Here is a 15796-nt window from a genome sequence, read left to right as displayed (position 1 = left end):
TTTATATTTTTAAGCCTAATTTAAGCATGACTTCGACTAGCCTAATGTCTGATAACCATACCACAGCGATCGCTAAACCTGCAATTCTAGATCTTTTACCAGATATCCCCATTTTGGGACAACGCACTGCAATACGTCTACAGCAACAGATTGATCTAATTTTACTGACGATCGAATCTCTCGAAATTAATGCAGTTGAAGGGATGTTTACAACAGCAAGGGAGTTAGGTTTAGATGAAATTATCAAAAATAGAATTGTTTTTTGGCGATTACGCTGTACGAATTCTTGGCGGCGATCGTACAATCGAGATATTCTGACTTTAGATCAAGCCAAAGCATTAGTTATTCTAGCGAGTTATCGGGCAAAACAGTTAAGCCTACAAATTCGACAGTTACTCATTGCCGAACAACAAATGCGTGATAAAGGTTTACCTGTTGATACTAATTTCTTATTATCGGATTATTTAGAACGATTTCGCGCTAATTTTCGGAGTCGAATGAACCCGCGTCGCGCTAAGGTTTCTATTTATTTAGCTTCCGAAGATGAGCTTAATGAACTCTCTTTAATTTTGCTCAATCAATTATTGTTCTGTACGGGTACAACGGGTATGCAGCGTTTTTGGGTGAGTTTATTTGATGGCGCAGTTTGAGGGTAGGTATTGTTAGAGGATTTGGTGTTACTTTTTGTTTAAGGCTATGATGGTAAAAGTAATAAAAATTAATATAATTTCATGGCCTTATCTGCTATAGGTACTGCTCAAATAAAACAAGCCATAAAAAAAGATTTTCTGTTTGGTAATAAACCGACTCCCGAACTCACAGCCATTCTGGGCGTGTATTTTGTTCAAGGTATTTTAGGTTTAGCCCGACTTGCGGTTAGTTTTTTCTTAAAAGATGAGCTTGGGTTAAGTCCAGCCCAAATGGGGGCATTAGTGGGCGTTGCGGCGATTCCTTGGGTCATTAAGCCTGTATTTGGCTTTTTATCCGATGGTTTCCCCATTTTTGGTTATCGAAGACGCTCTTATCTAATTCTTTCGGGGATTTTAGGTTCTACTGCTTGGATAGCCCTAGCAACTATTGTACACAATACTTTGCAAGCAACCGCCGCTATTCTTATTTCTTCTCTTTCAGTAGCTGTTAGTGATGTCATTGTTGATTCAATTGTCGTCGAACGCGCTAGAAAAGAATCATTAGGTCAAGCTGGTTCTTTACAATCCTTAACATGGGGTGTATCAGCCCTAGGAGGGTTAATTACTGCCTATCTGAGTGGGTTATTATTGGCGCATTTTACGACTCGCACGGTTTTCGCTATTACTGCTATTTTCCCTCTAGTTGTCTGCGGTTTAGCGTGGTTAATTGTTGAGACTAAAATTACTTCTAGGACGACTGATGAGACGGAATCATCAGATAAAATAACGATTAATCAACAAATTCGTCAATTATGGCGAGCGATTACCCAAAAATCAATTCTCTTGCCCATGATCTTTATTTTCCTATGGCAAGCGACACCGAGCGCCGATTCTGCATTTTTCTTTTTTACTACAAATGAGCTTGGATTTGAACCCGAATTTTTAGGGCGAGTACGCTTAGTGACTAGCTTTGCTTCATTAATTGGGATTTGGGTTTATCAACGTTTCCTCAAAACCATTTCATTTCGACTGATTTTAGGTTGGAGTACGGTGATTTCGGCTATTTTGGGAATGACGACTTTATTACTGGTGACTCATACTAACCGCAGTTTGGGAATTGATGATCATTGGTTTAGTTTGGGTGATAGCCTGATTTTAACCGTCATGGGACAAATTGCCTTTCTACCTGTTTTAGTCCTTTCGGCGCGATTATGTCCACCGGGGATCGAAGCGTCATTATTTGCCCTGCTGATGTCAACTTGGAATCTTTCGGGTTTACTTTCCCAAGAATTAGGGGCGTTACTTACCCATTGGTTAGGTGTCACAGAAACGAATTTCGATCGTCTTTGGTTATTAGTCATTATTACTAATGTCTCTACTTTATTACCTTTACCCCTGATTGGTTGGCTTCCGGCTGGTGATCCACAACAACTCGAAAACAGTCAAAAAGCGTCATTACCGCCAACAGAACTCATCGAACATCATGTTACAGGTTCAATGATGGAAACCCCTTTTATTCCCGAATTAGTACCGGGTTTTATTGGCGAAAAATCCGAACAATCCCGCCAAAGCTAAATTATGACGGATTCGTTATTTTAAGTAGAAGTTGGATTTTTTATATTTATTAAGCATCATGACATCAAATTTACTTTCTAACCCAACAACCGAAAAATCCTACGATCGCACAGAATGGAAAAAAGGATATCAGTCTCAACCCAATGAGTATGATTACTGGGTAGATGACATCGAAGGCGAGATCCCCCATGATTTACGGGGAACGCTGTTTAGAAATGGCCCTGGTTTATTAGATATTCATGGTACATCGATCCGTCATCCTTTTGATGGGGATGGCATGATTAGCGCCATTAGTTTTAAAGAGGGTAAAGTCCATTTTCGTAACCGTTTTGTGCGTACTGAGGCGTATGTACAAGAACAAGCATCAGGACAAATTTTATATCGTGGTGTTTTCGGCACACAAAAACCAGGTGGTTTGTTGAATAATGCCTTTGATTTGCGTTTAAAAAATATTGCGAATACGAATGTTATTTACTGGGGTGATAAACTATTAGCACTCTGGGAAGCGGCGGAACCTTATCGTTTAGATCCCGCTACACTAGAAACGATCGGTTTAGATTATTTAGATGGATTATTAAAACCGGGTGATGCTTTTTCGGCCCATCCTTGGATCGATCCGAGTTGCGAAATGGATGGCGGTAAACCCTGTTTCGTTAATTTTGCCCTTAAATCGGGTCTTTCGAGCAAGATTACGATTTTTGAGTTTAATCTACAAGGTAAACTATTACGCCGTCATGCTCATGCAATACCTGGATTTTCCTTTATTCATGATTTTGCAATTACGCCTCATTATTGTATCTTTTTTCAGAACCCAGTCGGATTTAATCCTTTTCCCTTTTTATTCGGTTTAAAAGGTGCGGGTGAATGTGTGCAGTATCAACCCAATCAACCGACGCGAATTATTATGATATCGCGTCAAGAACCTGATGCAAAACCGATTATTATCGAAACACCATCGGGTTTTGTGTTCCATCATGCCAATGCTTTTGAAGTAGATAATAAGGTTTGTATTGATTCAATTTGTTATGATTCTTTACCACAAGTTGATCCCGATATTAGTTACAAAGATGTTGATTTTGATAAGTTAGATCCAGGAAAATTGTGGCGATTTAGTGTTAATTTAGAGACTAAAATCGTAGAACGCGAATTATTAGAATCTCGGTGTTGTGAATTTCCGGCGATTCATCCTGATCAAGTGGGGAGAAATTATCGTTATCTTTATATTGGTGCGGCACATCATCCAACGGGGAATGCACCTTTACAAGCGATCTTAAAAATTGACTGGCAAACTGGAGAACGTCAGTTACATTCTTTTGCGAAACATGGTTATGTTAGTGAACCTGTTTTTATTCCGAAACCCAATGCAACCGCAGAAGATGACGGATGGATCATAACGCTGGTTTATGATGGTTCTCATCATCGATCGGATGTGGTTATTTTGGATGGGAAAAATCTTAATGAAAAACCTATTGCAAGGATTCATTTAAAACATCATATCCCTTACGGTTTACATGGTAGTTGGACTTCGGAATGTTTTGTGTAGGGGAAACCTCACTCTAACCAACTAACCGCCCCCTAACCCTCTCCACCTCACCCTAACCCTCTCCTAAAAGGAGAGGGAACTATTAGGAATACTTTTTATCTTGGAGAGGGAACTATTAGGAATAAGGGTTTTAAGCCCTTCTCCTCGTAGGAGAGGGGTTGGGGGTGAGGTTGAAAAAGGACAAAATAAATTATATTTATCTACTTTTTCAAATTCTCTGCACCAGAAATAACTTTAGCAGAATCAATTTTATCGCCTTCTCTGATTTTGTCTACGGTTTCCATGCCTTTCGTCACATGACCAAAAACGGCATAGTCACCATCAAGAAAATCTAGATCAGAAAGGGCGAAATAGAACTGAGAAGAGGCAGAATTGGGCATCTGAGAACGTGCCATAGCGATCGCACCTCGTTTATGTTCTAATACCACTGAAGGGGCGGAAAAGCCTGCTTGTCGTCCTACTGCTTTACCATATAATGGTTGATCTTGTCCATTAAGTTTTATTTCTAAAGGGACTTGGCGTTCTTTTTTCGTGGCAGGATCGACAAAACCACCGGTACCATTTCCCCTAGGATCTCCACCTTGGGCGACAAAGGGTTCGGGAGATGTAACAACGCGATGAAAGGTTAGTCCATTATAAACGCCGCGTTCTACTAAATCTACGAAATTTCCCGCCGTAACAGGGGCATTGTTCCCATCGACTTCGATTAAAACTGGGGAACCTTTGATCGTCATTTCAACAACAGCAGTGCCATTGAGACGAGGTACATAATTATCCATACTTAAATTATTAGCTTGAGCTAGAGTAGTTGAGTTGTTATTGGTTGTAGTGGTGGCTGTCTTTTCAGGTGAACACCCTGTGATTAATACAGTGTTTAGAACTACAAAACATAGCACAACAGTAAACCAATGTCGGATAGATTTTCCCATGATTGCTTTTTGTAAAGATTTACAAACCTTCTAAAGGAGTCTCTAAAAATCGAGCGAGTTCTGCGCCAATATTTTCGAGTTTTGATAGAGATAAAGGTTGTCCAACACGGGTTAGGGGAATATCGCGGCGAGGTTTAACTCGTAGGTAAAGTTCTCGCTTGGGGTTAATTCCTTCTTTAATTTCGGCCCGAATTGCTTGGACATCTTCTATTTTGTAGTCTAAATCGATCTTACGATTTTTACCCGGATAACCCCAACGGAAAATTTTAATTAAACCCGTTTTTTTATTAAACTCGTTGTAGCCTCCCCCAAGATTCCAATAAATACATAACCACAAATAAAGGGCTAGTAGAGTACCTGCTACGCCATAAAATAGGAGAGCGACTCCCTGGGGGATAAACTGAAGTTTTGACGTATCGCTAACCAGCAGTAGATTTACCTTTAAGTAGCTAGAAAGTCCGGCGAGTAAAAAGCCAAGGCCACCAAGAGAAACAATGGTCGCCCACCAATAGTTACTAAAACGACGAGAACCTAAGACCTCTTGACGAAGCACTAGGTTATCTTGGGTTACTTGCTGTACTTGCATTCTCAATTGCTGATGGTAAGGTTTTACTTATCTTGCATTGTACCCGAAAACTGAGTCAGTAATTTTCGGGCTTCTGTATCTAATTGTTTTCTTCGCCCAAATCAATATAAATGCGGCCTGTTTTTTGATCAGTCAATGATATTTTATATTTTTCGTAGGTTTTTTCTCCTGGAATTTCTTGTTTAAATGATTTAGGTTGAATATATTGCTCTGGTGGATTATCTTGGCGAATGGCGATAATTGCAAAATAAGGCTTAATCCATTGTCTGATAACTTGAAGAAGTTCGGCAAATTTAGCGTATGATAATTTATGTCTATAAGAAAGTGCGATGTATTGAACCATACGAGCATATGTATCTGGGTTGTTTTGTTTGTCGGAAACTCCGATAATTTTTTTGAGTTTTTGAAAAACCTCATATTTGCTCATGACTAAGGCTATTAAACCTTTAAAATCAATGGTATCTTTTTCCCGCAAAGTACTCACCATATCTGAAATTGTTTTTAAAATCGAATAATCGGCTAGTTGATAGGATTTGAATAAAGCGAGTAGTTTTAATCCTAATTCATATTCTGAGAGTTTATTTAGTTCCTTTACATAGGCTTGTAGAGCAATTTTTCCTTCTTCTGTTTTTATTGATGGTAAAACTTCGTTTAGTTTTTCTTGAATCTGAGTGCGAAATAAGTCTTGATCTTCATAATTGTCTAATAACTTTTCGACAAATTGGTAAAATTCCTGTTGTTTGGAACTACGAAAACGGAGTTCAGTTTGGTCGAGTGTGATATAACTATTTTTGGCTTCAATAGCCGCTTGTAGGAGTTTTACACTATCTGCAAGTCCTTCGTATTCTTCAATTCCACGCGCTAAACAATATTTAATTTTGAGAAAAAGGATAAATTCTTTGCTATTAAATTTCTCACTATCGATGCTTTCGGCCGTTTTAGCAAAAAATAGAGCATCCATCATTTCTCTGTTGTGTAGCATGATGGCTGTTTCTGAAACCGAAGCTTTTCCACCAGCGAATAAGTATTCTAGGATACTCCCTTTCCCCCAAACTGGAAGATTCCACCATTTTTTAGGAGTCGTCTCTAAAGGATTAGGATTTTTAATAGCTGTTTTGTTGGGTAATTGATTCATAGTTAGCCTCCTCATGCCTAATATTCGCGTATTTCGGGTTAAGATTGCCCGTTCTGATAAGACAACAAATATTTTGCTAGGGATTCCCGAAAATTTTGCTATTTTTGTGGATTTATTTTACAGTGGTAAGAGAATAAAAAAACTACTGCCTTTACCCAGTGTGCTTTCTACCCAGATTTTACCGTTGTGTTGTTCAATAATTTGACGACAAATGGCTAAACCTAAACCTGTGCCACCTTTGGTACGCGAGTCTGACGCATCAACTTGTTGAAACCGCTCAAAGATGATTTCTGTTTTATCTGCTGGTATCCCTCTACCTTGGTCTTTAATTACAAAAAGAATCTGTTTATTTATTATTTCTGTACTAAACAAAATCTGCGTCATCGGCTCGGAAAATTTAATCGCATTATTCAGTAAGTTGGTAAAAGTTTGTAAAAGGCGATCGCTATCGGCTACTATTTCTATATCTACGGGTTGTGTGATGATTTGAATTTGTGATTGATCCGCCATGACTTGCAGGGTTTCGGTTGCTTGTTGCATCAAATCAGCACTATTACAGTAATGTTTGTCTATGGTTATTTTACCCGATTTCATTCTTTCTAAATCTAGGATGTTATTGATTAATCTAATCAATCTTTCTGTATTATTAATAGCAATATTTAAAACTTTTATACCTGAATTACTCAATTGACCTAATTGTCCTGATTCTAGCAGGTCTAATGAACCCATGAGGGAGGTTAGCGGGGTTCTTAATTCATGACTTACTAGGGAGATAAATTCATTTTCTAGGCGTTTTCTTTCAGTAATATCATTGGCTATGAGTAAAGCACATAATTGACCTGATAGCTCGATTAATTCTAAAGAAAATAGAACGATTTTTAATTCTCCTGTTTTGGTTCTAAGTTCAAATTCTCTATTATAGATAATTCCAGTTTGGGGTAACTGTTGAATAGCGGTGGCGATCGCTTCTTTATCTTTACCGATCCAAATCTCATTTGCGGTGTGACCTATTACTTCTTGCTCAGTAAATCCACTTAGTTTTAAAAAGCTGGGATTAGCTTCTAATATTTCTCCTTTTTCTAACCCAACAATTGCTATCGGATTTGGACTCGTTCTAAAAATACAGGCAAACTTTTCTTCTGCTTTTGTGCGTTGGTCAATTTCATTTTTTAATTGTTTATTTTGCTCTTTTAATTGTTTTTGTAGACGACAAATTGTGAGATGTGTTTCAATACGTGCTAAAACTTCTTCGACTTGAAAAGGTTTTGTAATATAATCGACACCACCCACTGAAAAAGCTTGTAATTTATCAAAAACATCTTCTAAAGCACTAATAAAAATAATCGGTATTTCCTGAGTTTGGTTATCCGCTTTTAGATGTTGACAAACTTCGTAACCGTTCATTTTTGGCATATTAATATCTAATAAAATTAAGTCGGGCGGTTCAGCTTTTGCCCCCATAATTGCCATTGCACCATTAATCACGCTTCGCACCTCGTAACCTTGTTCAACTAACATTGTCGAGAGTAAACGTAGATTATCGGGTGTATCATCAACGATTAAAATATTGCCTTTAGTTAAATTAGTTTCATTCATTTTTAGACTGGGTTAACTCAACGATGAGATCAAAACGAAATTGTCTAGTTAATTCAGTTAAAGCCTCGGCTAGATTATTATTTTCTTGGGGAATTTGTTGAATGAGTTGATTTAATAATTTAGCATTAACACGGGTTGCTGCTTGATGTAATTGTTCTCGCCAAATTATCGGCATTATGGCTAAATCTGATGCTTTTAAAGTTTCTCCTTTGAGTTGACAATGAGAGGTTAAAGATAAAACAGATGTCGTCGGTTCTGCATAGATATAACGAACTCCTAAATATTGATTCATTTTGTCAAAAATATCTTGCTCTCGAAAGGGTTTTCCGACAAAATCATCGCAACCAATAGCAAGACATTCGCTTTGTTGTTCATCAAAAGTGCTGGCGGTTAGCGCAATAATAAAAGTATGAGATTGTGATTCTAATTGTCGGATGCGTCGCGTCGCTTCATAACCATCAAGTACAGGCATTCGCATATCCATCCAAATTAAAGCCGGTTGCCAAGTTTGCCAAATTGTAAGAGCGATTTCACCGTTACAAGCGGTACGAGTTTCAAAACCAACACTATCTAAAAGTTGAGCAATTAAATTGCAATTTTCGAGTTGATCATCTACGATTAAAATGCGATATTGTGGTTGTTCGGGTGCAATTTGTAAGACTCGTTGTGCTGAGGGAATCATAATCATTGAAGCATCGGCTAATTTTGCTGTCACATCAAAGCGAAAACTTGATCCTTTGCCGAAGATGCTGTTAATTCGGATATTTCCTCCCATTAATTGCACAAATTGACGACTAATGGCTAATCCTAACCCGGTTCCTTCTTTGGCGTGAATGCCGCTTTTTGTTTGTACAAAAGGTTGAAATAAGTTTTTCATTTCTTCTGATGAGATACCAACCCCTGTATCTTCAATCTCAAAAAATAGTTTAATGTCTTTTTCGGTTGTTTTTGGTTTTCCCCAAATAACTCGTAAGATGATTTCGCCTTTTTGGGTAAATTTTACGGCATTACTAAGAAGATTAATTAGAACTTGGCGAAGTTTTCCTTCATCGGTAATGATATATTGGGGTAAATCTGTAGCAATCTGAAATTGTAAAAAGATTTGTTTGGCTTGAGCGCGAATTTGAAACATTTCCTGTAAGGTTTGTAATAGCCGATGTAAATCAAAGGCGACCGGATGTACTATAGTTCGCCCGGCTTCAATTTTCGACATTTCTAATACATCGTTGATTAAATTAAGAAGATGTTCCCCACTACGGTTGATGGTGGCGAGAAATTCTTGTTGTCGGGATGTTAAGCTAGTTTCTCGCTCCATGAGTTGGGCAAAGCCTAAGATAGCATTAAGGGGGGTTCTCAGTTCATGACTCATATGGGCTAAGAAGGCACTTTTGGCTTTATTAGCGGTTTCGGCGGTTCTGAGGGCTTCTTGTAGGGCTTCGGTGCGTTCTGAAATTTGGATTTCTAGGGTACGGTTATAGTCAGATAAAACTTTTTGGGCTTGTTTGCGTTCTGAGATATCCTGAAAAGCAACGATCGCATGAATTATTTTACCGTCTTGATCATAAATTGGGGTTCCTCTGGCTTCAACGGGAATAATGCGATCATTTGTTCTTAATTCCATGTCGTCGATGGTGATGCTTTCGCCGTGTAGGGCTTTCCAAATGGGGGTTTTTTCGAGAGGATAAATTTGCTCGCTACCTGCTAAATAAGCTTGATAATTTTCGAGTAATCTTTCTAGGGTAATATCTGGCGGTACATCAGTATTAGTAATGGACTGTCCCATATGATTAAGATAGTATGGTTTTCCTTGAGCATCGGTGATAAAAATGCCAATAGGAACCGCTTCTAAGAATTGTTTTAACTGATTTTTGCTTTCGTGGAGTTCGGCGATGAGGGTTGCTTGTTGTTGTGCTTGACAGTAGCGATAAATGCCTTCTTTAACGGTTAAAATTAAATCTTCGGCTTGCCAGGGTTTTGTTAGGTAGCGATAAAGGTTGGCTTTGTTGATGACATTTGCGATCGCTGTAATATCCGCTTGTCCCGTTAGCATGATCTTAACCGTTTTTGGATACTGCTCATGAATGCGGATTAATAATTCATCTCCTTTGATGCCTGGCATGATGTAATCTGCAATGATTAGGGCAATCTCGTAATGCTCGGCGACTAACTCTAAAATGACTTCTTCGGCTTCTTGTGCGCTTTGAGCGAGTTCGATGAGGTATTTGTCTCCTAAAGCGGCTTCTAGCTCAATTTGGAGGCTATCTAGAATACTTTTTTCGTCGTCTACACAGATAATAACCAGTTGACTCATTTATCCTATTGGTAAGGCAACGGTGAAGGTTGTTTGACCCACTAAAGATGTTACTTCAATATTACCTTGATGTTTTTCGATAATTTGTCGCACGATATGTAATCCTAACCCACTTCCTTCGCCTGCGGGTTTGGTGGTAAAAAAGGGATCAAAGATATAGGGTAACGTTTCTGTTGGGATACCTTTACCACTATCGGTGATACTGACAAATAACTGATGAGTTTGAGTTTGAGTTTGAACTTTAATGCTCAGTATTCCTTTAAATTCCATCGCTTGTAGAGCATTATATATCAAATTAGTCCAAACTTGATTGATTTCATCAGGATAGCACCATATTAACGGTGTTTTTTCGGGGTATTGGGTGATAACTTCTATTCCTTGTTTGAGAAGGTTTTGATAGAGAATTAAAACGGTTTCGATGCTTTGGATAATATCTGATTGAACTTTTTCGCCACCTTGATCATAGCGAGCATAAGTTTTTAGGGCAAAGACAACTTTAGAGGCTCGTTCTGTGGCTGTGGCAATATTGTTTATACTGGTTTGTATGTTGGCAAATTCGGCAGCCGTTTTTAAAAGTTTTTCCCCTTCGGTTGTGTGAAGTAAAGGTAACCAAGGGTTTAGTTGCTCATGAATGCCGATGTTAATTAAGATTTTAGCTAAATTTGGCGCGTTTTTAATTTGTTGTTGTTCTAGTTCAGTGATTAATGTTTTTTTGAGTTGACGTTGTTCTCTGGTAGAAAGTGGGTTAGTCGGTTGGCTAACTTTTTCGATTAATGCGAGTAAATCTGACTGATTTTGGGGGGTTAAGGTTTCCCAAAAATCAAGAAAGGGTTTTAGGTTTTGACTAAAAAAATAGCGAATGTTACCAATAGAGGAATTAATTACGCCCAGTGGTGTGTTAATCTCATGAGCAATACCTGCAATCAATTGTCCTAATGCGGCTAGTTTTTCAGATTGAATTAGTTCTTGTTGGGTTGTTTTGAGGGTTTCGAGGGTTTTTGTGAGTTCTTGAGTTCGTTCAATGACTTTCTGTTCTAATTGATTATAGAGTTGCGCGTTTTCAATAGCAATAGCCGCTTGTCCTGAAAGGAGTTGAATTAATTTTAATCGTGGGAGTGTAAATGCACCACAAATAAGATTATTCTCTAAATAGATGATGCCTTTGAGTTGTCCTTGGGTGATGAGAGGTGTACAAAGAATGGATTTGAGTTGATGGGTTTGTATGTATAAATCTGAGGAAAAGTTCCCATCTTCGGAAGCATTATCTAAAATTAGACTATTACGAGTCCGCATGACATAATTAATTACAGAAATGGGAATATAGCCTATTAATGGAAGAGATTGTAAGACCGTATATTGTTCCTGTTCTGCGTTGCCTTGTGCTTCTATTGATAAGTTACCTTGATTGTCTAATATTAAGTATCCTTTTTGCGCCCCAACATTGGTAATGAGGATTTGCATTAGGTTCATTAATAGTTTATCTAATACTAACTCTTCTGCGATCGCTTGATGTGCTTGCATGACGGTTGCTAAGTCAAGCAGTTGATGTGTTTCTTGACTGGTTAGGGTTGCAGAAATTTGATTTTCTGCTTCGAGTGTTAATAGCTGAGGATAGTTTTTTTCTAAGTGTTTGACTTTGGCTAATGCTCCCCATTTAGTGTAGCAGTATCGGGCTTCTTGCATATAGTTTCTGGCTAATCTTTCTTTGTGTTGAGATATATAGAATTTAGCCGCTAGTTCATATCCTAATGCTTCTTCGGCAAGATAGTCATGTTTTTGCGCTAAATCTAGGGATTTTTCATAACAATCAATGGCTTTTTGTGGTTGATTGAAGATGCGATTTTTTTCGGCTTCAATGAGATAAAATTTATTAGCAAAGTTCATCGGTGCGTGTTGACTCCAGTAGTTGAACTGTTGCTGTATTTTTTTGATTTTTTGTTGAATAGATTGTTTTTGGGCTAGATTGGATGTTGGATAAATTGCCAGTCTACATAACGCATCATAAAGATAATAAGTCGGAATGGTTAATGTACCGACTCCACCATCGATATATTGTACCGCAATATCGGAGTTTTCTAAGGCAGTTTGATAGTTTCCAAAGAAATAATTTAAGATGAGTTTATGAGTATAAATCTGTAATAGTTTATTGCGATCGCTTATTTCTAATTCCAAGGGCAATAATTCATATTCATTATAAGCTTGTCCGACAATTAAACACGGATTTTCTGCTTGTCCTATGAAATTTAAAGCGACTTGTCTGGTTAGATTAACAAAATTGACATTTCTTTCTTGTTTGAGATTTTGGAGAGATTGGCTAAATAAGTTCATTTCTTGTTCGGCTAAACTTAAATTAGACAAACTAAATAAAACATGATTGGAAAATACGGAAGCGGAATAACCTGAGTATTCTAAGTCACCAATTTGCATGGCTAATTGATAGTTTTCTTTTAAAGACGATAAAGTATTTTTTAGATCTTCTTTCCAAAATTTAATACCCATCTCAATAGATAAAACTATTTTCGACTCTAAAAATTTTATATTTCTTTTTTTTAATAATTCTAAAGCCAGATTGCCAAACTTATAACCTGTCTCAATATCATTCAGTTTACCACAGCAAATCAGTCCATAAATTGAGTAAAGATAAGCTGACTCTTTTGAATTGCCATATTTTAAAGATAATTGAATTCCTAGCACGATCGCAATAAAAAGTAAACTCGGATTAGCCATATAAATAGATGGCGCAATTACAATAATAATTCTAATAATTGCTTGGGCTTTTAGATTTGTCATTGAGGGTAAATTCACTAAGTCATCGATTTTTTTACCCAATAAGCTAAAACGAATTTTTAGAAGTGTGAATAAAAGAGCAATTTGATTGGGATGTTTAGGAATATTTACACCCAACAATTTTAATACAGATAAACCAATTTCAATCGCCTCAATATATTTATGATGGTAAATATAAGAAGCTAGTTCAATTTCATAAGCTTTCACTTTATCTAACAAATTATTGGCATTTTTAATAATTATCAAAACTAATCTTTCTGTTTCAGCAAAATTGACGCATAAGTAGGCGGTTTCTGCTGCTTCTAAATAAAGTTCAAGTGTTAAGCTATATTGTTTTTGCCAACGTTCTGTAGACAATAATTCCAAACCTTGTTTTAAATATTTAAAAGAAGCATCATAAGCGGCTGAAATCTTCGCTTTTTTCCCAGCTATTAAGTTTAATTCTGCTAATTCATTTCGTTTTTTTTGGCTAGTTATTAAAGGTAGACTAAAATTAAGTTGATTAACAATCTCAAAAATTCTCTCTTCTTGTTCTTCAGGAGAAAAATAATGAAGTAATAATTGTCCAATTTCTAAATGTATATCTTGTTTTTGTTTTAAAGAAAGTAAAGAGTAAGCAGCTTGTTGTACACGATCATGTATAAATCTATAAAAAACTTTTGTATAATCATTTTGGCTTTCTATTGTCAAATATTTATATTCATTTCCTATGGGAATAATTAAACCTTCTTGAATAGTATCCAAAAGAGCTTGATTAATTTCTTGTGGTGTTTTTTGAGCCACAATCAAAAGTGTATTAAAATCAAATCGATGACCAATACAAGACGCTATTCTAATTACTTTTTGTGTAGATTCCGATAACTTTTGAATTTTATCTGCGATTAATTCAACTACATTATTAGCAATAGGAACTGTTTTTATTTGCTCGATATTCCAAACCCAACGACCTAATTGTGAGTTAAAATTAATTAATTTATCTGTATATAAAAATTTCAAAAATTCATTAATGAAAAATGGATTACCTTGAGTTTTTTGTAAAATAAGTTCTGCTATCTCTTGTGTTTTAGTTAAATTAATATTAAAAGTATCTACCAAAATAGCTTTAATTACATCAATTTTTAAAGGTTGTAATAAAAGATGAGGAATATTAATCCCCTCTTTTTGTAATTCTTCTTGTAATAATTTTAAGGGATGTCCTTTTTTAACTTCATTATTTCGATAAGTCCCAATTAAAAATAATGATTGAATAGTTGATTGAGTCATCAAACTTTTAATTAATTTTAATGTAGCTTGATCCGCCCACTGTAAATCGTCCAAAAATATCACCAGAGGATGTTCTTTTTTTGCAAAAACAGCAAGAAAATTTTGTAAGACTAAATTAAATCTATTTTGTGCTTCTGTTGGAGGTAAATTAGGTACATTTGGTTGTTTCCCTAAAATTAATTCTACTTCGGGAATAACTTCAACAATGATTTGTCCATTTATTCCTAAAACGTCTAATAATTTTTGTTTCCATTGATTAACTTGTGCTTCGGTTTCTGTTAAGATTTGGCGAATTAATTCGGAAAAAGCTTGAATAAGTGACGCATAGGGAATATTAAGCTGAAGTTGTGCGCTTCGTGTGCCTACATCAGCAAATTTACCCGAAATAAAATAACCTTTTTGACGAGTAATGGGTTTATAAATTTCTTGCACTAAAGCTGATTTTCCAATACCTGAATAGCCCGCAACTAACATTATTTTTCTTTGACCTTGACTGACTTGCTCAAAATGTGTTAATAATGATTGGATTTCTAATTCTCTACCATAGAGTTTTTGTGGAATTTGAAAGGTTTCGGAAATATCTTGTTGTCCTAAAACAAAATTGCTAATGATTTTTTTAGATTGTAATTGTTGATAACATTTTTCTAAATCTGCTTTGATTCCCCAGGCACTTTGATAACGTTCCTCTGAGTTTTTCGCCATCATTTTGAGAATAATTTGGGAAATTATTTCAGGAATATCAGATTTAATTTCATGGGGTGAAATGGGAGATTTAGCTAAATGACAATGCACTAAATCTAAAGGCTCACTATTATTAAAAGGTAATTGCCCAGTTAATAATTCATAAAAAGTAATACCCAAAGAATAAAAATCAGTACGATAATCTAAAGAACGGTTCATCCTTCCCGTTTGTTCAGGAGACATATAAGCTAATGTTCCTTCTAATAAGTTAGGATTTTGTAAAGTAGGATATTCTCGATTGAGTTGTGTCGAAATCCCAAAATCAATAATTTTAAGCTGTTTTGTCTCAGGATTAAAAACAATATTAGCAGGATTAATATCTTTATGAATAATATTTTCGCTGTGAATGCGTCCTAAAATATCACTTAGTTTAATTCCAAACCATAACCATTCTTCTACAGATAATGATTGTTCTTGAAATAACTGTTTTAGAGATGTTGCGCCAAAATCTTCAAAAATAATAACTTGTGTTCTTTGATAGGATTGTATAGCATAGGATTTAATTACACCATCAATGTTTAAAGAATGAGTAAAAGAATATTCTTGTTGATAGCGGTGTAATTGGGCAGGAGTCGGATAATCTAGCCTTAAAACTTTTAAAATAACGCTTTGTTGGTTTTCTTGCCAAATTCCTCGATAAATAATCGAGTTAGAACTCTCATGGATTTGAGTTACTATTTTGACATTACCGATTTCCATAA

Annotated in this window: 9 protein-coding genes; 3 read left to right on the top strand and 6 right to left on the bottom strand. The window is 36.2% G+C overall.

Annotated elements, in window-relative coordinates; genetic code table 11:
- Positions 1-26 precede the first annotated feature (26 nt).
- From C7H19_RS15785 to C7H19_RS15775, 3 genes are all read left to right on the top strand, one after another.
- Positions 27-650, top strand: coding sequence for a DUF3038 domain-containing protein (locus C7H19_RS15785; protein WP_181280636.1), 624 nt, complete (start codon positions 27-29; stop codon positions 648-650).
- Positions 651-731: 81 nt separating this feature from the next.
- Entirely contained in the window at positions 732-2204 is a 1473-nt protein-coding gene (locus C7H19_RS15780) for a folate/biopterin family MFS transporter (protein ID WP_106457887.1), read from the top strand.
- A gap of 58 nt (positions 2205-2262) precedes the next feature.
- Positions 2263-3747, top strand: coding sequence for a carotenoid oxygenase family protein (locus C7H19_RS15775; RefSeq protein ID WP_106457886.1), 1485 nt, complete (start codon positions 2263-2265; stop codon positions 3745-3747).
- A gap of 200 nt (positions 3748-3947) precedes the next feature.
- Here C7H19_RS15775 and C7H19_RS15770 read toward each other — a convergent pair whose 3' ends face one another.
- The 6 genes from C7H19_RS15770 to C7H19_RS15745 all read right to left on the bottom strand — a co-directional run bounded on the left by C7H19_RS15770 (position 3948) and on the right by C7H19_RS15745 (position 15794).
- Positions 3948-4676: a peptidylprolyl isomerase gene (locus tag C7H19_RS15770; RefSeq protein ID WP_106457885.1), complete on the bottom strand. Its 729-nt coding sequence runs from the start codon at positions 4674-4676 to the stop codon at positions 3948-3950.
- 19 nt (positions 4677-4695) lie between these two features.
- Positions 4696-5262: a photosystem I assembly protein Ycf4 gene (locus C7H19_RS15765; RefSeq protein ID WP_106457884.1), complete on the bottom strand. Its 567-nt coding sequence runs from the start codon at positions 5260-5262 to the stop codon at positions 4696-4698.
- Between the two features lie 79 nt (positions 5263-5341).
- Positions 5342-6397, bottom strand: a complete 1056-nt coding sequence (locus tag C7H19_RS15760) for a hypothetical protein (RefSeq protein ID WP_106457883.1) — start codon at positions 6395-6397, stop codon at positions 5342-5344.
- Between the two features lie 117 nt (positions 6398-6514).
- Positions 6515-7993 carry an ATP-binding response regulator gene (locus C7H19_RS15755; protein ID WP_106457882.1) on the bottom strand — a complete coding sequence of 493 codons (1479 nt, stop codon included), beginning with the start codon at positions 7991-7993 and terminating at the stop codon, positions 6515-6517.
- Positions 7986-10304, bottom strand: a complete 2319-nt coding sequence (locus tag C7H19_RS15750) for a response regulator (protein WP_106457881.1) — start codon at positions 10302-10304, stop codon at positions 7986-7988. The genes C7H19_RS15755 and C7H19_RS15750 overlap by 8 nt, the downstream gene beginning before the upstream one ends.
- Positions 10305-15794 carry a trifunctional serine/threonine-protein kinase/ATP-binding protein/sensor histidine kinase gene (locus C7H19_RS15745; protein ID WP_106457880.1) on the bottom strand — a complete coding sequence of 1830 codons (5490 nt, stop codon included), beginning with the start codon at positions 15792-15794 and terminating at the stop codon, positions 10305-10307.
- Positions 15795-15796: the final 2 nt, after the last annotated feature.

It is taken from the genome of Aphanothece hegewaldii CCALA 016, from assembly GCF_003007785.1.
Classification (GTDB): Bacteria; Cyanobacteriota; Cyanobacteriia; order Cyanobacteriales; family Microcystaceae; genus Chroococcus; species Chroococcus hegewaldii.
This window is presented reverse-complemented; position numbering and strand designations above follow the sequence as displayed.